This window comes from Rhizobium sp. NPDC090279 (genome assembly GCF_044769665.1).
Lineage (GTDB): Bacteria > Pseudomonadota > Alphaproteobacteria > Rhizobiales > Rhizobiaceae > Rhizobium.
In genome coordinates, this window is record NZ_JBIVYI010000002.1 from 625,171 (window position 1) to 646,854 (window position 21,684).

Here is a 21,684-nt window from a genome sequence, read left to right on the forward strand (position 1 = left end):
TGTGGGGGGTGTCCATGATGGAAATATTACAGCGCTTATTTGACTGGTTTCAGCTTCTCGGGCGAGACGAGCGCACCATATTCCTGAATGACTTTTGCCGCGATCCTTGCGGCGAAGCCGGCGGCAGCGATCGCATCCCGATGCTGCAGGTAATGCGCCAGAAATGCGCCGTTGAAGCTGTCGCCGGCGCTGGTGGTATCGACGACCTTGGCGACCTTAACCGCTGAAACAAGGGCTTCCCCCGTGCCGTCGCCGATGGTGGCGCCTTCGGGGCCGTTCTTGACGACGACCATATCGGCTCCGTACTGGCGGTAGCGGCGGATGGTGCTCGAGATCGAGTCGTCACCGAAATGAGCGGCCTCGTCGTCGAAGCTCGGCATGACCAGAGTTGAAGCGCGGGCGCCATCCGCGATCATGGTGTGCATGGCGTCAAGGCTGGACCAGAGGCGCGGCCGTAGATTGGGGTCGAAGGCAACGATCTTGCCGACGGCTTTGGCGCGGCGAAGCTCGGCAAGTAGCGTATAGGCATCCTCGCGCGGCAGGATCGCCAGCGTAATGCCCGAGAAATAGAGTACGTCTGATGCTTCTACTGCTGCACGCAAGGCGTCGCCATCTGCGGCGAGCTGGCGGGCGGCGGCGCTGTCGCGCCAATAGCTGAAGGAGCGCTCGCCGTCCTTCAGATTGATCATGTAGAGGCCCGGCGTCTTGCCGCGAAGGCGGCGGATGCTCTCCGTGCCGATGCTGGCGCCGCTCATGAAGGCGATCATTTCGTCCGACATGGCGTCATCACCGAGCGCGGTGAAATAGTCGATCGACCAGTCCGCGGGCAGGCAGGCGCGGGCATACCAGGCGGTGTTGAATGTATCGCCGGCAAAGCCCTTGCGCAGGTGCCCGTCATCGGCCTGCGACAGTTCCACCATGCATTCGCCGATCGATAGAAAACGCCCGCCCAAGACTTGCCTCCTGCATTTGGTCTGGCTGCTGAATACGCGCAAGCGGCGGCGGGGGCAAGGTGGGCGGCAGTGGCTGCCGCCCACTTTTGAAGTGCTATGGCCGGTCCATGTGATAGCAGGCGGCAGTCTGGCCGGGACGCACGTGCTCGGTCGGCGGCATCTTCGTGCGGCAGACATCCGTCGCCTTCCAGCAGCGGGGCGAGAAGACGCAACCTGGTGGCGGATTGAGCGGCGAGGGCGGATCGCCCTGCAGGCGGATGCGCTCGCGGCCGCGCGCCAGCTTCGGGTCCGGGATGGGGGCGGCGGAGAACAATGCCTGCGTATAGGGGTGGGCCGGATGGTCGAAGACCGTCGCGGCCTCGCCCGCTTCCACCACCTTGCCGAGGTAGAGCACCAGCACGTCGTCCGAAATCAGGCGCACGACCGAGAGGTCGTGGCTGATGAAGATCAAGGTGAGGCCAAACTCCTTGCGCAGGCGGCGCAGGAGCGTGATCACCTGTCCCTGGATCGAAACGTCGAGGGCCGAAACCGGCTCGTCGCAAATGATCAGTTTCGGCCGGGTGATGACCGCCCGCGCAATGCCGATGCGCTGCGCCTGGCCGCCCGAGAATTCGTGCGGATAGCGGTTGATCATCTCTGGAACGAGGCCGACTGCCGCCATGATCTCGCGAACGCGATCCTGCCGCTGCGCGCGGCTCAGTTTCGGTTCGAAGACGGTCAGCGGCTCGGCAATGATATCGCCGACGGTCATGCGTGGATCGAGCGAGGCGATCGGGTCCTGGAAGATGATCTGCATGTCACGGCGTGCAGCACGCATCTCCTCTTCGGTGAGATCGAGCAGGTTGCCACCTTGCCAGAGGATGCGGCCCTTCTGCGCCTTGATCAGCCGCAGGATAGAGCGGCCGAGCGTCGACTTGCCGCAGCCGGACTCGCCGACGATGCCAAGCGTGCGGCCGGTCTTCAGCTCGAAACTGACGTCATTGACCGCCGTCAGCACCATTGGCGGCTTGAAGAAGGATTTCGACGGCAGTTCGAATTCGGTCGTCAGATGTTCGACCTTCAGAAGCGTTTGTTCAGCCATGGACGAGGCTCCGTTCCTGATCAGCCGAGAGGGGGTGGAAGCAGGCAGCGCAGCGACGTGACGCGAGCTGGGCGAGAGGCGGCGCCGCATCCAGACAGTCGTCCTGCACATGGGCGCAACGCGGCGAGAAGGCACAGCCGCGCGGCAGGTGCATCAGGTTCGGCGGCCTGCCGGGGATGACGGTGAGATCATCGACATCCTGGTCGGGCCGCGGGATCGCCGAATGGAGTGCTGCCGTATAGGGGTGGGCGGGGCTTTCGTATAGCTCTTCGACTGGCGCCTCCTCCACGATGCGGCCGGCATACATGACGGCCACACGGTCGGCGAGGCCGGCAACGACGCCGAGATCATGGGTAATCATGATCAGCGCCGTGTGCATTTCCGCCGTCAACTCGTTGAAGAGATCGAGGATCTGCGCCTGGATCGTCACGTCGAGCGCCGTCGTCGGCTCGTCGGCGATCAGGAGCTTCGGCTTGGTGAGCAACGCCATGGCGATGACGATGCGCTGGCGCATGCCGCCCGAGAGCTCGTGCGGGTAGAGGTTGAAGCGGCGTGTCGGGTCGGGAATGCCGACCCGCTTCAGCATGTCGAGAGCCGCCGCCGAAGCGGCGCGCGCCGTCAGGCCACCGTGAACCTCAAGCTGCTCGGTCAACTGTCGCGAGATACGCAGCGACGGGTTGAGCGCCGTCATCGGGTCCTGGAAGACCATGGCCATGTCCTTGCCGCGGACATGGTCGAGCTCACGCGGTTTCAGCGTCAGCAGGTCCTTGCCGTCGAGCAGCGCCTGGCCGCTGGTGCGGCCGTTCTTGGCGAGCAGGCCCATCAGGCCGAGAAAGGTCTGGCTCTTGCCGGAACCGGATTCGCCGACGATCGCGATGCGCTCGCCGCGACCGACTTTCAGATTCATCTTCGAGACGGCGGCGACTTCGCCTTCCGGCGTGCGAAAGTTGATGGAGTAGTCTTTGAGTTCGAGTAGCGTATCTGTCATGTCAGCGATCCTTCGGATCGAAAGCGTCGCGCAAACCGTCGCCGATGAAGAGCAGGCTCATCAGCAGCGCGATCAGGAAACCGGCGGGAAAGAACAACAGCCAGGGCGTTGTTTCCATGCCGGCCGAGCCTTCCGCAATCAGCGTGCCGAGCGATGTCAACGGCTCCTGAACGCCGAAGCCGAGATAGGAGAGGAAGCTTTCGGTTGCGATGATTTCCGGGATGGTGAGCGTCGCATAGATGACGACCGGGCCGACGAGGTTCGGCACGATGTGCTTGAGGATGATCTTGAACGACCGCTGCCCGGAAGCGCGGGCGGCCTCGATGAACTCCCGCTGCTTGATGGATAGCGTCTGGCCGCGGACGATGCGGGCCATGGTCAACCATTCCAGCGCGCCGATCGCCGCGAACAGCAGGTAGACGTTACGGCCGAAGATCACCATCAGCAGGATGACGAAGAGGACGTAAGGCAGGGCGTACATGATATCGACGAAGCGCATCATGATCGCATCGACGCGACCGCCGAAATAGCCGGCGACAGCGCCGTAGAGTACGCCGATGACAACGGAGACGAGGGTCGCCACCAGGGCGACGGTCAGCGACACCCGCGTGCCGTAGAGCGTGCGGGCCAGCAGGTCGCGGCCGTTGCCATCGGTGCCGAAATAGTGGCCGGCGGCGAAGTCCGGAGCGCCCCGGAAGGAGTTCCAGTCCGGGTCTTCATAGTTGAAGGGCAGGAAATACGGGCCGAAAATGGCGGCCAGAACCAGGACTGCCAGTACGACCAGCGACAGGGCTGCCGCCTTGTTGCGGAGCAGACGACGCATTGCGTCGCCGGTCAGCGAGCGGCCCTTGGGTGCAAGTCCCTCTGCCGAAAGCAGTTCTGCTTCCAGCAATTCTCTCTTGGCGGAATTGAGGATCATCGCATTCTCACTTTCGGATCGAGCCAGGCATAGGCGATGTCGACCAGGAGGTTGAGGACCACGATCAGGACCATGTAGAAAATGACCGTGCCGAGCACCATGCCGTAGTCTCGGTTCAGCGCCGCGCCGACGAAGTAGCGACCGACGCCGGGAAGGCCGAAGATGGTTTCGACGACCAGCGAACCGGTGAGCAGGTAGCTTGCCGCCGGTCCGAGATAGGACACGACGGGCATCATCGCCGGCTTCAATGCGTGGCGCATAATTGTCAGTCGCGGGCCGATGCCCTTGGCCTTGGCGGTGCGGATGAAGTTCTGACCCAAAACTTCGATCATCGAGCCGCGCATCAGGCGTGAGATGCGTGCCGCATGCGGCAGCGTCAGGACGATGATGGGCAGGACCAGGAACCGGATCGACCCGTCACCCCAGCCGCCGACCGGCAGCCAGCCGAGCGTATTGCCGAAGACGAGCTGAAGGATAGGCGCGATCAGGAAGCTCGGCATGACCAGGCCGATGAGGAGGCCGCCACCCAGCCAGTAATCGGCCGCGCGGTTCTGATAGAGAGCCCCAAGACAGCCTATGAAAACGCCGACAACGGTCGCGAGCACGAAGGCGGAGCCACCGATGGTCAGCGTATAGGGAAAGCCGGACATGATCTGCTGGGTGACGGTGAAGTCCTGATTGGCGAAAGAGGGGCCAAGGTCGCCCTTCATGACGTCGCCGACATAGATCAGGTATTGCTCAACCAGAGGCTTGTCGAGGTTGTAATGAGCCGCAAGGTTGGCTTTGACTTCCGGCGGCAATGGCCTTTCGCCATCGAAGGGGCCGCCGGGAGCGAGGCGCAGAATGAAAAAGCACACTGTCACGGCAATCCATAAAACGGGGATTGTCGACAGCAGACGACGGAGAGCGTAGCCAAACATGATCTTAGACGGCTCCCTCCCGGTTGTGTCCGAGAGGGAGCCTGTTCCCAATTATTCTTTGATCGACAGCCAGCGAGTGCGGTGGATGTCTTGGATGTTGTCGACGAAGCCCTGGACCTTCGGGGCAACGATGTTCTGGGAAACGTAGTAGTAGATCGGGATCGCCGCGCTGTCGTCGAGAGCCAGCTGCTCGGCCTTCTTGTAGATTTCGGCGCGCTTCTTCAGGTCAATCTCTGCATTGCCCTGCTTGATGAGTGCGTCGTAATCCTTGTTGCTCCAGCGGCCGTAGTTCATCTCGACGCCGGTGGACAGCAGGTTCAGGAAGTTGATCGGGTCGTTGTAGTCGGCGAGCCAGCCGGCACGGCCGATCTGCACCTCACCGCGTTGCATTTCATCGTAATGCACCTTGGTTTCGGTGTTGTAGAGCTCGATATCGACGCCGAGCGGCTTCCACATGGCGGCGATCGCAACGGCGATGCGCTTGTGATTGTCGTTGGTGTTGTAGCGCAGCTGCGCCTTCAGCGGATGGTCAGGACCGAAGCCCGCTTCCTTCAGGAGTTTCTTGGCCTCTTCGACCTTCTGCTTGTAGGGCTCGTCCTTCCAGCTGACATAGGCCGGCTCGCCGTAATTGGCGGTGCCCGGCGGCACCCAGGAATACATCGGCAGTTCACCGGTGCCGAGGATCTTCGGGCCGATGACCTCGCGGTTGACGGCCATGGAGAGAGCCTGGCGGACGCGCTTGTCGTTGAAGGGCGGCTTGGTGGCGTTCATGACGTAGTAGTAGGTGCCAAGGAACGGAACCACATGTGCCTGGCCGGGAAGGTTCTTCTGAATCCACTCATACTGATCGGCGGGGAACGAGGTGAGAATGTCGAATTCGCCGGCGCGGTAGCGCTTGAGGGCAGCAGACTGATCTTCCAGCGTGTAATAGTTTACGTTGTCGATCTTCACATCCTTGGCGTCGTAATACTGGTCACTCTTGACCATGCTGACATGCGAGCCAGGCACCCATTCGGTGGGTTTGTACGGGCCGTTGGTGACGATGTTACCGATCTTGACCCATTGGTCGCCCTTGGCTTCGACGACGTGCTTCGGCAGCGGATAGGCCGTGTAGTGCATCAAGGCATTGAGGAAGTAGGGGGTGGGGTTCTCAAGCGTGATTTCGAGCGTCTTGTCGTCGATCGCCTTGACACCGAGCTGGGTCGGGTCCTTGATTTCACCCTTGTTGATCTTTTCCGCGTTCAGGATCGTGTATTGCAGATAGGCATATTGGGCGGCGGTCTTCGGGTCCATCAGGCGCTGGAAAGCAAAGACGAAGTCCTGAGCCGTCACCGGCTGGCCGTCGGACCATTTGATGCCGTCGCGCAGCTTGAAGGTATAGACCTTCTGGTCGGGGGAAATGGTCCAGCTTGCGGCCTGGCCGGGAATGGGGTTGTCCTTGGGGTCCTCGGTCACCAGACCTTCGAAAATATCGCCGTCGATACGGTTTTCCCAGTCGCCGGAAATTTTTTGCGGATCGAGCGAAGTCGGGTCGCCGCCGTTGTGGATATTGAGGGTCGCGGCATGCGCGGAAACGCTCAATATCGTGCTGACGAAAGCCGCAGCGATAAATTTCCTGGTGATATGAGTCATATGTTTTCCCACCTTTCTGGAGTTATTGTCCTTGTTTTACAAGGGTGTTTTTGATCCCGCAGGTGACCTGTACGTGCAGGTCAATGCGGGAAACTATCGAAAGCAACGTCGCTTTCAAGTTAAAAAAAGTCGGGCATGCTTAGCGTGTGAACTTTCATATTGATAATTCGCTAAAATTGATACTGCGAATTTATCCACCTGATGGTTGAATCTACCACCTGGTCGATTGCGGTGTGTCGCCTTGACCGATTGCAGCTTGCCGCCTGCGCCCGAGTGTGCAAACTGCAAGACCTTGTGCGATATCGAGGCGTGTTGATGAATTCGACGAATATAGCGGCGGGAGCCGACTGGTGGCGCGGGGCAGTGATCTATCAGGTCTATCCGCGGTCGTTTCAGGACACGGACGCCAACGGCCTTGGCGACATCAAGGGGATTACCCGACGCCTGCCTCACATTGCCGCACTTGGGGTCGATGCGATCTGGCTGGCGCCCTTCTTCACCTCGCCGATGGCCGATATGGGCTACGATGTCGCCGATTATTGCGACGTCGATCCGATCTTCGGCACGCTTGCCGATTTCGACGAGATGATGGCGGCAGCGCACGGGCTCGGCCTCAAGGTCATCATCGACCAGGTCATCTCGCATACGTCGGACCGGCATCCATGGTTCGTGGAGAGCCGGGCAAGCCGCGACAATCCCAAGGCGGACTGGTACGTCTGGGCCGACCCGAAACCGGATGGCACGGCGCCGAACAACTGGCTGTCGATCTTCGGCGGTCCGGGCTGGGAATGGGACGGCGTGCGCCGGCAATATTACCAGCACAACTTCCTGACCTCGCAGCCAGACCTGAACTTTCATAATCCCGCGGTTCAGGATGCGGTGCTGGCCGCCGTGAAATTCTGGCTAGATCGTGGCGTGGACGGTTTCCGGCTCGATACGGTCAATTACTATTTCTGCGATAAGAAGCTGCGCGACAATCCGGCTGCGCTCGTCGCAACGGCTGGGCTCGATGCACCTGAAAGCAATCCCTATGGCATGCAGAACCATCTCTATGACAAGACCCAGCCGGAGAATATCGGCTTCCTGAAGCGGTTCCGGGCATTGCTCGACCAGTATGAGGATCGCGCGACGGTCGGCGAGGTGGGCGATGGCGCGCGCTCCCTGCAAACGGTGGCGGCCTATACCAGCGGCGGCGACAAGCTGCATATGTGCTACACATTCGACCTGCTGGGACCGGATTTCACCCCGGCGCACTTCCGCCGTTGCGTCAGCGATTTCCAGGATAATGTCGTCGACGGCTGGGTTTGCTGGGCCTTTTCCAACCATGACGTCCAGCGCCATGTCAGCCGTTTTGCCGAGAGCGAGGAAGAGCAGCCGCGCGTTGCCAAGCTGGCGATCTCGCTGCTTTCCACACTGCGCGGCTCGATCTGCCTGTATCAGGGGGAAGAGCTCGGCCTGCCCGAGGCGGAGCTTGCCTTTGAGGATCTGCGCGACCCCTACGGTATCCGCTTCTGGCCGGCCTTCAAGGGGCGTGACGGATGCCGCACGCCGATGCCCTGGGAGGCGAGCCGCGCCCATGCGGGCTTTACGACCGCCGACAAGTCGTGGTTGCCGGTTCCCTACCAGCATGCGTCGCTTGCGGTCGACAAGCAGGAGGCCGACGAGGATTCAGTGCTGCATCATTATCGGCAGACGCTGGCCTTCCGCGCAGCGCATGCAGCCCTGCGCGACGGCGACATGACCTTTCTCGATACGGCGGAAGATGTTCTCGCCTTCACGCGATCGAAGGGTGACGAGACGCTGCTGTTCGTCTTCAATCTCGCTCGCAAGCCGGTGAAGGTTGCTCTGCCGAAGGGCATCAAGCTGGCAAGAACCATCGCCCTGCCGGGTTTCGCAAGCGCCGACGCCGGTGCGACGGTGGCACTCGCCGCGCTCGACGTCTATTGCGGCATGCTCTCCTGATCACCCGATCAGCATGAACTTGTCGACATCGACTAACCCCATGTCCGATATCTTCAGATGCGGGATGACGGGCAGGGGCAGGAAGGCGAGCTGCAGGAAGGGTTCTTCCAGCGTTGCGCCGAGGACGTAGGCTGCCTGGCGCAAGTGGTGCAGCGTGTCGCGCACGCTCTCGTAGGGTTCGAGGCTCATGAGGCCGGCGATGGGCAGGGCGATCTCGCCGGTGACCACGCCGTCTTCAACGACGACGAAGCCGCCGTTGATGTCGCTCAGGCGGTTGGCCGCAAGCGCCATATCATCCTCGTTGACGCCGACGACGCAGATATTGTGGCTGTCGTGACCGACGGTGGAGGCGATCGCGCCCTTCTTCAGCCCAAAACCCTGGACGAAGCCGTTGGCATGATTGCCATTCTTTCCGTGGCGCTCGATGACGGCGACCTTGATGACGTCGTTGCCGAGGTCGATATCGGTCTGGTTGCCCTTGGCGGGCAGGCGATAGCGGCGATGTTGCGTGATGATCTTGCCGGGGGTGACGCCGATGACGGAGCTTTCGCCTTCGTTGACCGGCACACCGAAGTCGGCGGCGTTGATCGGACGAGCCTTGACGCTGTCGAGACCGACGGGGGCTATGGGCTTGCGGGTGGCGAAGAGTTCGGTCGTGACGCGGCGGCCGGCTGAGAAGACTGTCTCGGCCTTGCAATTTTCGAGGCTGTCGACGATGACGAGATCGGCGCGCCAGCCGGGTGCGATCAGGCCGCGATCCCGCAGACCGAAGGCGCGTGCGGCCGAAATGGAGGCCGCGCGATAGATCGCCAGCGGTTCGACGCCATGCGCGATTGCGGTGCGAATCATGTAATCGAGATGGCCCTGTTCGGCGATATCCAGCGGGTTGCGGTCATCGGTGCAAAGTGCCAGATGCGGCGACAGGCGCTCGGTGATGATCGGCATCAGCGCATGCAGATCCTTGGAGACGGAACCCTCGCGCACCAGCACATGCATGCCCTTGCGGATCTTCTCCAGCGCCTCCTCGGCGGTCGTCGATTCATGCTCGGTGCGGATGCCAGCCGAGAGATAGCCATTGAGATCGTTGCCGCGCAACAGGGGCGCATGGCCGTCGATATGGCCACTCTGGAAGGCTTCGAGCTTCGCCATGCAGACGGGGTCCTTGTGGATCACGCCGGGGAAATTCATGAATTCGGCAAGGCCGATAACCTTCGGATGGTTGCGGAAGGGCAGGAGCTTCTCGATCGGCAGGTCGGCGCCGGAGGTTTCCAGATGCGTTGCTGGCACGCAGGAGGATAGCTGGACGCGGATATCCATGATGGTTTCCAGCGAACAGTCGAGGAAATACTGGATGCCTTCGGTGCCGAGCACATTGGCGATCTCGTGCGGGTCGCAGATGACAGTGGTGACGCCGTAGGGCAGGACGCAACGATCGAATTCATGCGGCGTCACCAGCGAGGATTCGATATGAAGATGCGTATCGATGAAACCAGGCACGACGATGCGGCCGGTAATATCGATCTCTTCGCGACCCCTATAGTCGCCACAGGTGCCGACGATGCGGTCGCCGCAGATGGCGATATCCGAGGCCACCAACTCGCCCGTCACCAGATCGAAGAACCGGCCGTTCTTCAGCACGATATCGGCAGGCTCCCGGCCGACGCCCTGGTCGATATAGCGTTCGAGTTTGGTGGTCATGATATTTTCCTGCATTCGCTGTGATTCCGTATTGCCCTCACCCTAGCCCTCTCCCCGTTTTACGGGGAGAGGGGATCTGTCCGAATGTGTTGATAGGGCGGTGTTTCTTGCTGGCTAGGGAGAGGTGGCGGTCTCCCTCTCCCCGCGTGCGGGGAGAGGGCTGGGGTGAGGGGCTATTCCAAACACGCCGCAGGAAGAAACTTGAAGTCGCGCGCTATAATAGCTTCGGTCAACCTGCCTTCGCAGATCGCAACGATGGTTTCGAGAACTGCTGGCATGTCTGTGAGGACGTCAATGTTCCAGAAGCGTGCGATAGACCAGCCTTCAGCTGTCATAAACTCATCGCGAATGGTGTCGCGTCTGCTCTCTGCGTGCTGGCTGCCATCAATCTCGATAACCAGAGATCTCTCCCTGCAGGCAAAATCAGCGAAATAACGACCGATTGGAAACTGGCGAACGAATTTGAAGTTATTCAATCGCCGGTTGCGAGGCTCCGACCAAAGTTTTGCCTCGGCATCGTTGTCGGATTGCCGGAGCATTCTTGCGCGCTGTGTCGTTTTGGGTTCCGGACCGCGCATCTCATCTTCCTCGTGAACGGCCCCTCACCCTAACCCTCTCCCCGCAGGCGGGGAGAGGGGATACCCTCGAATGTGCCGATATCATTATGCCTCATTGACAAGAGTCGATGGGACATTCGTTTCAGATATTATTCTGCAGGATCTCGCGAAGCTTGCCGAACAATTCGTCGATGTGGTGTTTTTCGATGATCAGCGGCGGCGACAACGCGATGATGTCGCCGGTGGTGCGGATCAGCAGGCCCTTTTCGTAGGCCTTCAGGAAGGCGGTGAAGGCGCGCTTGGTCGGTTCGCCGGCGATGGGATCGAGCTCGATGGCGCCGATCAGGCCGGTGTTTCTGATGTCGATGACGTTGGGGCAGTCCTTGAGGGAATGCAGGGCATCGGCCCAATAGTCGGAAAGCTCGGCCGCGCGGGTCAGCAGCCCCTCTTCCTTGTAGGTGTCGAGCGTGGCAAGGGCGGCGGCCGACGCGATCGGGTTGCCGGAATAGGTGTAGCCGTGGAAGAACTCGATCATGTGTTCGGGTCCCTGCATGAAGGCGTCATGGATCTCCGAGGTGACGAAGACCGCACCCATCGGGATGACGCCGTTGGTCAGGCCCTTGGCCGTGGTGATCATGTCCGGCTTCACATCGTAATATTGGGCGGCGAAGGGAGCGCCCAGGCGACCGAAGCCGGTGATGACTTCATCGAAGATCAGCAGGATGCCATGCTTGGTGCAGATTTCGCGCAGCTTCTGCAGGTAGCCCTTCGGCGGGATCAGCACGCCGGTGGAGCCGGCAACCGGCTCAACGATGACAGCCGCAATGGTCGAGGCATCATGCAGTGTGACGATACGCTCCAACTCGCTGGCGATATCGCCGCCGTGCTCGGGCTCGCCGCGCGTGAAGCTGTTCTTGCCGGGGACATGAGTGTGCGGCATGTGGTCGACACCGGTCAGCAGCGTGCCGAACATCTTGCGGTTGGTGACGATGCCGCCGACGGAAATGCCGCCGAAATTGACGCCATGATAACCGCGCTCGCGGCCGATAAGGCGGAAGCGCGAACCATTGCCCTTCACGCGGTGATAGGCGAGCGCGATCTTCAGGGCCGTCTCGACGGACTCCGAACCGGAGTTCGTGTAGAGGACATGGTCTAGTCCCTCGGGCGCGAGGTCCACCAGGCGGTTCGCCAGTTCGAACGCCTTCGGATGGCCGAGCTGGAAGGCGGGAGCATAGTCGAGTTCGCCGGCCTGCTGAGCAATGGCTTCGGTGATCTTCGGCCGGCAATGTCCCGCGTTCACGCACCACAGTCCCGCCGTTCCGTCCAGTACCTGCCGACCGTCATGGGTGGTGTAGTACATATCCTTGGCGCTGACGAAGAGCCGAGGCTCCTTCTTGAACTGACGGTTGGCCGTAAACGGCATCCAGAAGGCGCTGAGATCGTTGGGTGTGGCGTTCAAACGGTCCGACATGCTGTTCTCCAATGGCCATTCGGGGGTCCATTTCCCGACCGCGGCGTCGCGCCGCGCGATTATATTTACTGCTTGGTCAAATTATCAGCCGGCCTCTTTGCGTCAAGGCAAAGATGGCGGCGGCGCAGGGAGGTTGGGCACAGGACAGAGGTCGCATCGATGCGCGCCGACAAGCCGGGCGAGGGGCTGTCCGACGAAGTGTCGCGGGGGCGCCCAGACATGAAAAAACTGGCAAATCCGAGGATTTGCCAGTCAAAGCAGTTAAACACCTGGTAATGAAAGCAAGTCGATCTTTCAGGGTCTAAAGTGTCCCCCACGGATCGGCCGCCGACAGACAGGAGCTATTAAAAGCTCTTAAGCTGCCGATCTACTTTTTTCCGGCTCGCAATAAATGTCTTCCAGCGTTTCAAGAACACGGATCACGGATTCCGAAGTGCTGGAGTAGTAAATCGTTTGAGCATCACGGCGCGTCTTCACCAGCTTCTGAGCGCGAAGCTTCGAAAGGTGCTGAGAAAGTGCTGACTGGCTCAATCCGACCTGATTGGCAAGAACGCCAACAGGAACTTCGCCTTTAACCAGACTGCAAAGGATCAAAAGGCGCTTTGGGTTCGCCATTGCTGATAGTAATGCTGCCGCAACATTCGAGTGTTCGGCCAAATTTCTTGTCTTCATCTGTTAATCTTCCCAATGCGGAGCGTACATCAGAAACTGTGCTATTTCCAACCCGGCCCTAACCGATATCTAACAATACCAAGAGGGGTCGAAGATTGTATATACCTAAATTTAAGGTATCGAGTATGCTGTTTTAGGTATGTACGTATGATGCTCGCGCAATAACGCCAGGGTGCCAAACGTACCATCCGAGGACTCGATTAGACCAAAATAGGTCGATTCTTATCGTTTCGGAGTCGCAAACATGCCAATTTTGGTCACAATGCGCTTACAACTTACCAATAATGGTCATTGCCACGTCAGGCTGTGCGGCTACTAATTCTCGCACTGTTGCATGTTCTTAACAATTGCCGAATTTTGTTTTCGGCTTAAAGCATCATCAGGTCCTCAGAGGCCAAAATATAGGCCCTGCCAAAGCCGCCATTAAGGCTGGCATCGAGCGGAACGAGGCGGAAGAAGCAGAAATCCGGAAAGTCGATATAGAGCTTGGATTTCGGGTGACGATCGAGGAAAAGCGCGCGAATTCGCGCATGCGCCTGGCTTTGCCGATCGATGCGCTCGGCGCTGCATCGCAAGGTCAAGCGGGGGTGGGCAAGAGGATCGCCCTTGCCGGGTTCGCCAAAGAGCGCCGAAGCGCGGGTATCCTTCAGCAGCGCTCTGGTATGGGCGGAAAGGCCGGAAACAAGGATGACGGGAGCGCCGTCAGCATCCATGGCGATCAGAACGCGACTGACGGAGGGAAAGCCGGTTTCAGGGTCGATGACGGCCAAGGCCGCATGGGCGGCCGCGTGCATGAGGTCGCGCGCCTGAATGCGCGCGTCCTCGTCCGTTTCCCGGATGACCGATGGCTTATCGTTCATTAACTGCTCCATGAATCGAGGAGCAGTCGCGAACGACTACTCCTTTCGGCGGTGGCTGGTGAGGCCGGCGACCACATCTTGCGCCGAGATCGTTCCGATAATCGTGCCATTGTCAACAACGCCGATATTGCCCGGCTGGCGGGTGAGGGCGTCAAGGATATCGACGAGCGGTGTCGCGGCGGTTGCCGTGGCGGTGACGGAGCCGGCGTTGGCCGAATGTCCGATGCCCTGCTGCATGACGTCCCGCGCGGTCAACATGCTGATGGGGTTCATGTGCTGCACGAAGTCGGCCACATATTGATCGGCGGGGTTCTTGACGATCTCCTGCGGCGTTCCGCACTGGATGATATGCCCGCTTTCCATGATGGCAATGCGGTTGCCGATGCGAAACGCCTCATCCAGATCGTGGCTGACGAAGAGGATCGTGCGCTTCAGGCGGCGCTGGAACTCCAGAAGCTCATCCTGCAGGCGGGTACGGATCAAAGGGTCCAGCGCGGAAAACGGCTCGTCCATCAGCAGGATGGGTGCGCCGGTCGCAAAGGCGCGTGCCAGGCCCACGCGCTGCTGCATACCGCCCGAAAGCTCGTTGACCTTGCGATTGGCCCATTGCGTCAGGTTGACGAGCTGGAGCTGTTCGTCGACGCGCTTCTTGCGTTCGGCTTCCGGGACGCCAGCAAGCTCAAGGCCGAAACCGACATTGTCGGCAACCGTGCGCCAGGGCAGCAATGCGAACTGCTGGAATACCATGGAGACCGTATGCATGCGCAGATCGCGCAGTGCCTTTGGACTGCAGGAGTAGGGGTTGACGGGACCGCTCTTAGAGTTGACGACGACATCGCCGCGCACGACTGGCGCCAGGCCGTTGACGGCGCGCAGCAAGGTCGACTTGCCGGAACCGGACAGGCCCATCAAAACGAGGATCTCGCCTTCCTCGATCTCGAGCGTGGCATTGGCAACACCAAGCACCATGCCCGTTGCCTTGCCGATCTCGTCACGCGATTTGCCTTCGTCAGCAAGTTTCAGCGCCGTATCCGGGCGATCGCCAAAGATAATGCTGACATTGTTGAATGCGACAGCGGCGGTCATGAGCGGTCTCCTTCGCCGGGGGCGCGGAACATGCGGTCGAGGATGATCGCCAAAATCACGATGCAGGAGCCGGAATCGAAGCTCTTGGCGACGTTGACGCTATTCAGCCCGCGCAGGACGGGCACGCCGAGGCCAGGCGCTCCGACAAGGGCGGCGATCGAGACCATGGAGAGCGACAGCATGATAGTCTGTGTCAGCCCGGCCATGATCTGCGGCGCGGCGAATGGCAGCTCGATCTTGCGGAGCACCTGCCGCGGTGTCGCACCGAAGGCTTCGGCTGCTTCCACGAGCGAGGGCGGCGTCGAGATGATGCCAAGGCGGGTCATGCGGATCGCGGCGGGAATGGCAAAGACGACCGTGGCGACAAGGCCGGGCACCATGCCAAGGCCAAGAAGGATCATCGCCGGCACCAGATAGACGAAGGTCGGGATGGTCTGCATCAGGTCGAGGATCGGACGCAGAATGGCATAAAGCCAGGGGCGGCGCGCCGCAGCGATGCCCATGGGCACGCCGACCAGCATACAGACGAAGGTCGAGGCCAGCACCAGCGCGAGCGTTTCGGTCGTTTCCTTCCAATAGCCCTGGTTGATGGTGATGAGCAGACCGATGAAAGTCAGTACCGTGATGGTGATGCTCCGGCGCATCCAGTAGGCGACGGCGGCGAAAACGACGACGACGATCAGCGGGTGTGGGGCTTGCAAGACAAATAGCAGCGCATTGATCCCATGCGCGACAACGAAGGAAAGGCCGTCGAAGAACCAAGTGAAATTGGCTATCAGCCAATCGACGACTGCTTTGGCCCATGGCCCGATGGGGAGGCGGTAATCGTTTAACCAGTTCACGTCTTTGCCCACGATTGGAGGCGGCTTATCCGATGATCTCGTAATTCCGGAAGGGGCCGCCGAAGAATAACGGTCTGTCGCGCCACGGGGATTATGGTCCCAGGGGTGGCGGGACGCGAAGGAAGCAATCCGTCCAAGCAGAAGAAAGGGGCGGTTTAGCCGCCCCTTGCTCTACTATTACAAGCCAAGCTTGGACTTGACCGCCGCCAGGCCATCGCCACCGTCCTTGGTGGTGACGCCGGCGAGCCAGGGCGTAACTGCTGCCGGATTGGCCTTCAGCCATTCCGTCGCCGCAGCTTCTGGTTCCTTGCCGTCGTTCAGGATCTTGCCCATGATTTCATTTTCCATCGGCAGCGAGAAGACGAGGTTCTTCACGAAAGTGCCAACGTTCGGGCATTCCTGCAGATAGCCCGCACGGACGTTGGTGAAGACGTTCGCGCCGCCGTAATTCGGGCCGAACACGTCGTCGCCGCCGGAGAGGTAGGTCATCTTGAAGGTGGTGTTCATCGGATGCGGAGCCCAGCCGAGGAAGATGATCGGCTTGCCTTCCTTGTCGGCGCGGGAAACCTGGGCGAGCATGCCCTGCTCGGAGGATTCGACCACTTCGAAGCCCTTCAGGTTGAAGGTATTCTTGTCGACCATGTCGATGATCAGGCGATTGCCGTCGTTGCCGGGCTCGATGCCGTAGATCTTACCGTCGAGATCGTCCTTGTGCGCGGCAATATCCTTGAAGTCCTTGATGCCGAGAGCGGCACCCTTTTCGTTCGTCGCCAATGTATACTTGGCGCCCTCCAGGTTGGCGCGGACGGTTTCGACCGACTTGTCCTCTGCGAACGGCTTGATGTTCTCGGCCATCGAGGGCATCCAGTTGCCGAGGAAGACGTCGATGTCCTTGTTCTTAAGGGATTGATAGGTCACCGGCACTGCGAGGACCTTGACGTCGGTATCGTAGCCGAGTGCCTTCAGGAGAATGGAGGCGGTTGCCGTGGTTGAGGTGATATCCGTCCAGCCGACATCGGCGAAATGTACCGTGCTACAGCTTGCCGGTTCGGCAGCGGAAGCCGCCGTGGCACCCAGTGTCAGAGCCGAAAGAGCTGAAGCGAAAGCGACTGCGGTAAGGGTCATTTTTATCATTAGGTGACTCCCAGTTTAACGTTCCCAAGCAACCATCAATAACTGACATTTTCAACCGATCACAGTGTATTTGCGCCGGTTTAAGGGGGCTGATTGCGACGCCGCCATTTTTCGGGTCGAAGGTTGCGAAGGCCTGCGTTATGCAACCGAGCCTCTCCTGTTTCCTGTGGTTTTCGCCGAGACTATCTTTTCTTCTCGTCCCGCAGCACCCATGAAGCATTCAAGGAGAATGTCATGGCCAAGCTCTATTTCCATTATTCGACGATGAATGCCGGCAAATCGACCATGCTGCTGCAGGCTGCCTATAATTATCAGGAGCGCGGTATGCGCACCGCAGCCTTCATCGCAGCTCTCGACGATCGCGCCGGGCGCGGCATGATCGCCTCGCGCATCGGCTTGACGATGGACGCCTTGCCCTTCGAGACGAGTGACGATCTTTATGCGTTGGTCGACGAAATGCACGCAAGCGAGCCGCTCGCCTGCGTCTTCGTCGACGAGGCGCAGTTTCTGACGCGCGAGCAGGTGTGGCAGCTTGCCCATATCGTCGACCGTCTCGGCCTTCCGGTCATGGCCTATGGGTTGCGCACGGATTTTCACGGAAGGCTGTTTCCAGGGTCGCAGGAGTTGCTGACCATCGCGGATGAGCTGCGCGAAGTGCGGACGATCTGCCATTGCGGCCGTAAGGCGACGATGGTCGTGCGCCTGGATGCCGAGGGCAAGGTCGTGCATGAAGGTGCGCAGATCGAGATCGGCGGCAGCGACAAATATGTCTCGCTCTGCCGCCGCCACTGGGAAGAGGCGATCACCTGCGAGTGAAGCTCTGCCATGCGATCAAGCCGCCAGGCGATCTTCGGCATCTGGTCATCCGACGCGATTGAAGCCGGTGAGGAGGGACGATGAAACTGCTGTGTCTGGTATCTGCGGCCATCATGCTCGCCTCGGCTTCCTCCGTGCTTGCGGATGGCGATGCGGTCGCCGGTGCCGCCGTCTTCAAGAAATGCGGCGCCTGTCACACCGCGACCGGACCTGACAATCGCGTCGGCCCGTCGTTGATGGGTGTCGTCGGGCGGCCCGTCGCAAGCAAGCCGGATTATGCCTATTCGCCGGCGATGAAGGCATTCGGGGCTGACGGCAAGGTCTGGGATGAAGCGCTGCTGCGCAAATATCTGCCGGCGCCGCAATTCCTCGTCAAAGGCACCAGGATGTCGTTCCCAGGTCTGAAAAGCGACAGGGATCTCGACAATCTGATTGCCTATCTGAAGAATCCTGCCGCGGCCCAATAGTTTTCGAGCATTTCCTTCGCCCCGGGAAGCGGCTAGTCTCGCCTCAAAGGTAGGGGAGGGAACGTGTTCATGGTCAGGCCTCATTCCTTCGATGGCATGGTCGACAAGGTGCGCGCGACGCTTGATGACGCCATCGGCGATGCGAATTCGGCAGTGGCGACACTGGCCGGTCACGCCAGGGATGGCGGACGTGTCGAAGCCGTCAATTTCCCTGTCGAAGAAACACTTGTCCGCGAGGCTGTCGAACTGCTCGACCGCTGGAAATCAGTCGCGCTGTCACTGGTCAAGGAGCTGGACCGGGCGACCGAGGAGGCGGATCTGCAGCATCGGCGATTGTTCGACGAGAAGGTCGGCCTCGAAAATGCTGGTCTGCTGAGCCGGACGCTGGCGCGTGGACCCATGAGACCGGAGGCGATCATCGTCGATCTCGACGCGACCCTGGCTGCTTCGGCCGAACTCGATCTCCTTTTCAAACAGGCCCGGCCTGTGTTTTCCCGATGCTTTCACGAATGCGAGCTTCAACTCGAAGGCGTGATCGAGCGCCGGCGCAAACTCGATTTCGATATAGAGGAGGTGCAGCGCCGGGCGGATGCCCTGGCTGAAAAGCTCATGTATCAGCGGCGCAATCGCCCATCCTCGCGCCACGCCGATCTGCAGTCTGAACTCGAGGCGGATTATCGTGCCCAGGTGGCCGAGCTGGATGACGTTCGGCGGCAGGAACAGGAGCTTCAGTCCCACCGCACGGTGCGGCAGCGCCTCATAGACATTTATGAAGGACTGGCGGCTGCTCTGAATGGCCAGATCGCCGCCATCGGTGCCATGGCCGGCAAATTGACCGTCGATATCGAACAGCGGATTGCTTTGCTCAAGGCATTGGAGACAGAGGCGGAGACCGCGTCAACCACGATCTCGCGAACGGCAGTGGTCGAGAGCCTGATCGAGGCATTCGAGGCGAATGTACTGGCCGGACATGACCTGGCTGCCCGCAAGGCTCATGTCGATGCCGTGTTCAGAAGACGGCTGGAGCCGCATTTGCTGCCAGCGCCCGAGGACATGGGCAAGGTGGCGGATGAGGCGCAACCGGAAGGTTGATTGCCGGTCGACGCCGAAAATTCGATGCGGACGGTTGTTGTTTTTCCCAAGAACACATATTTGCTGGAACGTGAATGGCGATAAGGACTTATCATCGGAAGACCGCGATGAAGTTCGTGAAGTCCATTGCGCAGGTTTAGTATGGTGCGTCCTTCGCGTGTCGGCGGGATGCGCGGTATGGTTTAGGAGGCGTGTCCATGCTTGACTCGATCACGGCGTTCTTCAAGCGGATCTGGGCCGCTCTCGTGCGATGGCTGGGATTGGTTTTCGTCGGGCTTAGCTGGCCGTTTCTCGCGGCGCATGGCTGGTATCGGCAGCGCAACTGGCTGATCAAGCTGCCGGTCGCCGCCTTCGTCACGCTGCTGGCCCTGCTTTATATCTATTTCATCTGGCAGACGCAGGTCTGGACGGGATTCAATCCGGCCTATCCGGACGTCTATAAATTCTCCGAACGCAAATATTCCGCCGGGCAGGAATTGCCTGCAACGGACGGCCAGCAGGCGGCGGCAACCGCGCCTAAAACCTGCCAGACCTCAGCCGTTGTCGATGTCGCCACCGATCTGATCGATTTCAACGTCAATCAGAACGCCTGGATCTCCTCGATGCTGCTCTACAAGGTCGGCTTTTTCGGCATCTCATGGGATGATACGCCCTTCCTCGACAACAAGGCTTCCTTCCAGCGGGGTATCAATTCGGTGGTTCGCCGCACTTCGGCGGAGCTGGTCGATACGATCGGCCGCGTGCGTGGAACCTCCGGCATAAACGGCGACTTGCAGAAGGCGCGCGGCAACCTGCAGTTCGATGAATCGAGCTGGTATTTCGGCTTGCATCCCTTCGGTCCGAAGACGCCGAGCCCAAGCTATTATCGCGCCGCAATGACCAATCTGCGCAGCTTCAACAGCGATCTCGGCAGCTGCAAGGCGATTTTCGACGGGCGCGCCGACAATCTGCTGCAGTTCGTCGACCATATTGCCAACGATCTCGGCAGCACAGCCGACATATTGGCGAAGCGGGCGGCGGATCACAGCTATGGCTGGTTGGACATGCGGGCTGACGATCGCTTCTGGTTCGCCTACGGTCAGCTCTACGCGAGCTACGGCATTCTGACCGCGGCCCGCTCGGATTTCCAGCAGGTCATAGCCGAGCGCAACGTCGCCACGCTGTGGGCCGACGTCATAACGCAGCTACAAGCGGCGCTGCGCATCCAGCCGTTCATCATCTCCAATGGCCCGGAGGATAGTTCCTTCATGCCGAGCCATCTCGCGACCATGGGCTTCCATATTCTGCGGGTACGTTCGAGCCTCGTGGAAATCCGCACGGTTCTGGGTGGCCGCTAAACACATGATGGGTTGTCCGCCCGTTCGGGCGCGGCAGGCGCGTGTCAACGCTGAGCCCGGTCGCCGGGCTCAGTCCGGAGCGCGCTTGAACGAAGGCTGGCTTAGCTGATCAGCTTCAGGCGGATGGCCTTTGCGACGAGCTGTGTGCGGTTGACGCAATCGAGCTTCTTGATCGCATTCATCATATAGGCGTTGACCGTATGGTCGGAGAGGGTGAGGATCTGGCCGATCTCCACCGAGGTCTTCCCCTGGGCGGTCCAGCGGACCACTTCCAGCTCGCGCGCCGAAAGCGAATGCGGCACGGCGCCATCGTTGCGCTTGAGGCAATTATAGGAATCGAGCGCCTGCAACATGATCAGGGTGAGCTCGTTGATTTCACTCTGGCCGAGACTGTTGCGATTGCCCATGAACCAGAAGACCAGGCGCTGACCATCCGGGGCGTTGGCCGGAATAATGACGCTCATCGGGCAATTGTAATTGATCAGGAGCGTGCGAAGCTCGCGCGGCAGATCGGCGTCCGGCTCGACGTCCTTTTCCAGCAGATGCCACGAGCGCGGCATCACCGAATCGCGTGTCCGGAGCAGCATTGGACACCGGCGCACGAGCTGATGCCGATCGAATTCGCGCACGAACTGTGCCGGCACAGTGCCTTCGATGAGCAGCGGCGTCATCATGGTATCGTCGGGAACCGGGGCATTCATGAGGGCCATATGGCTGAAGCCAAAAGCCGACCCCGTCCGTTCCAGCGCCAGCGAAAATGCGGCTTGTGTCCGAGCAGCAGCCAGCTCGGCAGAAAGCAGCAATTGTCTCTCGGCAGTAATGATATAGGACATATGAGTTGAAGCGCCCACAGCGTGTTATCGTTATCAAATACCCGATTTATGAGTGAATGCTAGACGCAAAAATACCACAGGACCAGAAATAATTTCATTTTCATATATTTTAATATTTAAACCTATGAATTATCCAGAATCTCTGCCCAAAATGGTTAATAGGCGTGAAAATAGCGTTTCCATTGGCCCAATCGCGACGAAACCATACATTTGGTGTCACGGCAGGCGCTGAAGATGCAACCTGGTAAGGTGTATCCACTGTGTCAAAATTTGGCCCGAATGGAGGTTTTGGACCGGACGATCCGAGCCGGCGGGAGGTCGGGGCTTGATCCAAAGCGGTCTCCTGTCTACCTTCGGAAATTTA

At 59.9% G+C, this 21,684-nt stretch carries 19 protein-coding genes and 1 pseudogene; 5 read left to right on the forward strand and 15 right to left on the reverse strand.

Annotated elements, in window-relative coordinates:
- Nucleotides 1–35: 35 nt before the first annotated feature.
- From ACIQWP_RS07145 to ACIQWP_RS07170, 6 genes are all read right to left on the reverse strand, one after another.
- Nucleotides 36–953, reverse strand: a complete 918-nt coding sequence (locus ACIQWP_RS07145; protein WP_402784044.1) for a sugar kinase — start codon at nt 951–953, stop codon at nt 36–38.
- A gap of 94 nt (nt 954–1,047) precedes the next feature.
- Nucleotides 1,048–2,034, reverse strand: coding sequence for an ABC transporter ATP-binding protein (locus ACIQWP_RS07150; RefSeq protein WP_402784046.1), 987 nt, complete (start codon nt 2,032–2,034; stop codon nt 1,048–1,050).
- On the reverse strand, nt 2,027–3,022 hold the full coding sequence (locus tag ACIQWP_RS07155) for an ABC transporter ATP-binding protein (RefSeq protein WP_402784048.1): 996 nt from the start codon (nt 3,020–3,022) through the stop codon (nt 2,027–2,029). Before ACIQWP_RS07155 ends, ACIQWP_RS07150 begins: the two co-directional genes overlap by 8 nt.
- Before the next feature lies 1 nt (nt 3,023).
- On the reverse strand, nt 3,024–3,941 hold the full coding sequence (locus tag ACIQWP_RS07160; protein ID WP_402784050.1) for an ABC transporter permease subunit: 918 nt from the start codon (nt 3,939–3,941) through the stop codon (nt 3,024–3,026).
- On the reverse strand, nt 3,938–4,861 hold the full coding sequence (locus tag ACIQWP_RS07165; protein ID WP_402784052.1) for an ABC transporter permease subunit: 924 nt from the start codon (nt 4,859–4,861) through the stop codon (nt 3,938–3,940). Before ACIQWP_RS07165 ends, ACIQWP_RS07160 begins: the two co-directional genes overlap by 4 nt.
- 51 nt (nt 4,862–4,912) lie before the next feature.
- Nucleotides 4,913–6,493, reverse strand: coding sequence for a peptide ABC transporter substrate-binding protein (locus tag ACIQWP_RS07170; RefSeq protein ID WP_402784054.1), 1,581 nt, complete (start codon nt 6,491–6,493; stop codon nt 4,913–4,915).
- Between the two features lie 315 nt (nt 6,494–6,808).
- On the opposite strand from ACIQWP_RS07170, the gene ACIQWP_RS07175 reads away from it, so the two are divergent.
- Entirely contained in the window at nt 6,809–8,455 is a 1,647-nt protein-coding gene (locus ACIQWP_RS07175; protein ID WP_402784056.1) for an alpha-glucosidase family protein, read from the forward strand.
- Here the strand turns inward: ACIQWP_RS07175 and ade are convergent, their stop codons facing one another.
- The 8 genes and pseudogenes from ade to ACIQWP_RS07215 form a co-directional block, all read right to left on the reverse strand.
- Nucleotides 8,456–10,153 carry an adenine deaminase gene (ade, locus tag ACIQWP_RS07180; RefSeq protein WP_402784058.1) on the reverse strand — a complete coding sequence of 566 codons (1,698 nt, stop codon included), beginning with the start codon at nt 10,151–10,153 and terminating at the stop codon, nt 8,456–8,458.
- Between the two features lie 173 nt (nt 10,154–10,326).
- Nucleotides 10,327–10,731 carry an endonuclease domain-containing protein gene (locus ACIQWP_RS07185; RefSeq protein ID WP_402784060.1) on the reverse strand — a complete coding sequence of 135 codons (405 nt, stop codon included), beginning with the start codon at nt 10,729–10,731 and terminating at the stop codon, nt 10,327–10,329.
- 121 nt (nt 10,732–10,852) lie between these two features.
- Nucleotides 10,853–12,181, reverse strand: coding sequence for an aspartate aminotransferase family protein (locus tag ACIQWP_RS07190; protein ID WP_402784062.1), 1,329 nt, complete (start codon nt 12,179–12,181; stop codon nt 10,853–10,855).
- Between the two features lie 354 nt (nt 12,182–12,535).
- Complete coding sequence (locus tag ACIQWP_RS07195; protein ID WP_004116664.1) at nt 12,536–12,853, reverse strand: helix-turn-helix transcriptional regulator; 318 nt, start codon at nt 12,851–12,853, stop codon at nt 12,536–12,538.
- A gap of 374 nt (nt 12,854–13,227) precedes the next feature.
- A pseudogene (locus ACIQWP_RS07200) lies at nt 13,228–13,713 on the reverse strand (HugZ family protein); the annotation flags it as partial.
- 36 nt (nt 13,714–13,749) lie between these two features.
- On the reverse strand, nt 13,750–14,799 hold the full coding sequence (choV, locus tag ACIQWP_RS07205; protein WP_402784067.1) for a choline ABC transporter ATP-binding protein: 1,050 nt from the start codon (nt 14,797–14,799) through the stop codon (nt 13,750–13,752).
- Nucleotides 14,796–15,641, reverse strand: a complete 846-nt coding sequence (choW, locus tag ACIQWP_RS07210; protein WP_402784069.1) for a choline ABC transporter permease subunit — start codon at nt 15,639–15,641, stop codon at nt 14,796–14,798. Before choW ends, choV begins: the two co-directional genes overlap by 4 nt.
- Nucleotides 15,642–15,818: 177 nt before the next feature.
- The gene (locus ACIQWP_RS07215) at nt 15,819–16,775 is read right to left on the reverse strand and encodes a choline ABC transporter substrate-binding protein (protein ID WP_402784071.1); all 957 of its coding nucleotides are present in this window, start codon (nt 16,773–16,775) and stop codon (nt 15,819–15,821) included.
- Nucleotides 16,776–17,009: 234 nt separating this feature from the next.
- On the opposite strand from ACIQWP_RS07215, the gene ACIQWP_RS07220 reads away from it, so the two are divergent.
- The 4 genes from ACIQWP_RS07220 (at nt 17,010) to ACIQWP_RS07235 (ending at nt 20,487) form a co-directional block, all read left to right on the forward strand.
- Entirely contained in the window at nt 17,010–17,591 is a 582-nt protein-coding gene (locus ACIQWP_RS07220) for a thymidine kinase (RefSeq protein WP_402784073.1), read from the forward strand.
- Nucleotides 17,592–17,671: 80 nt separating this feature from the next.
- On the forward strand, nt 17,672–18,058 hold the full coding sequence (locus tag ACIQWP_RS07225; RefSeq protein WP_402784075.1) for a c-type cytochrome: 387 nt from the start codon (nt 17,672–17,674) through the stop codon (nt 18,056–18,058).
- 69 nt (nt 18,059–18,127) lie between these two features.
- A complete protein-coding gene (locus ACIQWP_RS07230) occupies nt 18,128–19,150 on the forward strand; it encodes a hypothetical protein (RefSeq protein WP_402784077.1) in 1,023 nt (340 codons plus the stop codon).
- A 197-nt stretch (nt 19,151–19,347) separates the two neighbouring features.
- Nucleotides 19,348–20,487, forward strand: coding sequence for a DUF2333 family protein (locus tag ACIQWP_RS07235; protein ID WP_402784079.1), 1,140 nt, complete (start codon nt 19,348–19,350; stop codon nt 20,485–20,487).
- 101 nt (nt 20,488–20,588) lie between these two features.
- Here ACIQWP_RS07235 and ACIQWP_RS07240 read toward each other — a convergent pair whose 3' ends face one another.
- Complete coding sequence (locus ACIQWP_RS07240; protein ID WP_402784081.1) at nt 20,589–21,320, reverse strand: LuxR C-terminal-related transcriptional regulator; 732 nt, start codon at nt 21,318–21,320, stop codon at nt 20,589–20,591.
- Nucleotides 21,321–21,684: the final 364 nt, after the last annotated feature.

What these genes read in the sequence shown, in the direction of transcription:
- ACIQWP_RS07160 (WP_402784050.1), bottom strand. Translation starts at nt 3,941, where the DNA reads ATGATCCTCAATTCCGCCAAGAGAGAATTGCTGGAAGCAGAACTGCTT.
- ACIQWP_RS07150 (WP_402784046.1), bottom strand. Translation starts at nt 2,034, where the DNA reads ATGGCTGAACAAACGCTTCTGAAGGTCGAACATCTGACGACCGAATTC.
- ACIQWP_RS07175 (WP_402784056.1), top strand. Translation starts at nt 6,809, where the DNA reads ATGAATTCGACGAATATAGCGGCGGGAGCCGACTGGTGGCGCGGGGCA.
- ACIQWP_RS07235 (WP_402784079.1), top strand. Translation starts at nt 19,348, where the DNA reads ATGCTTGACTCGATCACGGCGTTCTTCAAGCGGATCTGGGCCGCTCTC.
- ACIQWP_RS07230 (WP_402784077.1), top strand. Translation starts at nt 18,128, where the DNA reads ATGGTCAGGCCTCATTCCTTCGATGGCATGGTCGACAAGGTGCGCGCG.
- ACIQWP_RS07190 (WP_402784062.1), bottom strand. Translation starts at nt 12,181, where the DNA reads ATGTCGGACCGTTTGAACGCCACACCCAACGATCTCAGCGCCTTCTGG.
- ade (WP_402784058.1), bottom strand. Translation starts at nt 10,153, where the DNA reads ATGACCACCAAACTCGAACGCTATATCGACCAGGGCGTCGGCCGGGAG.
- ACIQWP_RS07240 (WP_402784081.1), bottom strand. Translation starts at nt 21,320, where the DNA reads ATGTCCTATATCATTACTGCCGAGAGACAATTGCTGCTTTCTGCCGAG.
- ACIQWP_RS07215 (WP_402784071.1), bottom strand. Translation starts at nt 16,775, where the DNA reads ATGATAAAAATGACCCTTACCGCAGTCGCTTTCGCTTCAGCTCTTTCG.
- ACIQWP_RS07165 (WP_402784052.1), bottom strand. Translation starts at nt 4,861, where the DNA reads ATGTTTGGCTACGCTCTCCGTCGTCTGCTGTCGACAATCCCCGTTTTA.
- ACIQWP_RS07170 (WP_402784054.1), bottom strand. Translation starts at nt 6,493, where the DNA reads ATGACTCATATCACCAGGAAATTTATCGCTGCGGCTTTCGTCAGCACG.
- ACIQWP_RS07185 (WP_402784060.1), bottom strand. Translation starts at nt 10,731, where the DNA reads ATGCGCGGTCCGGAACCCAAAACGACACAGCGCGCAAGAATGCTCCGG.
- ACIQWP_RS07225 (WP_402784075.1), top strand. Translation starts at nt 17,672, where the DNA reads ATGAAACTGCTGTGTCTGGTATCTGCGGCCATCATGCTCGCCTCGGCT.
- ACIQWP_RS07155 (WP_402784048.1), bottom strand. Translation starts at nt 3,022, where the DNA reads ATGACAGATACGCTACTCGAACTCAAAGACTACTCCATCAACTTTCGC.
- ACIQWP_RS07220 (WP_402784073.1), top strand. Translation starts at nt 17,010, where the DNA reads ATGGCCAAGCTCTATTTCCATTATTCGACGATGAATGCCGGCAAATCG.
- ACIQWP_RS07195 (WP_004116664.1), bottom strand. Translation starts at nt 12,853, where the DNA reads ATGAAGACAAGAAATTTGGCCGAACACTCGAATGTTGCGGCAGCATTA.
- choV (WP_402784067.1), bottom strand. Translation starts at nt 14,799, where the DNA reads ATGACCGCCGCTGTCGCATTCAACAATGTCAGCATTATCTTTGGCGAT.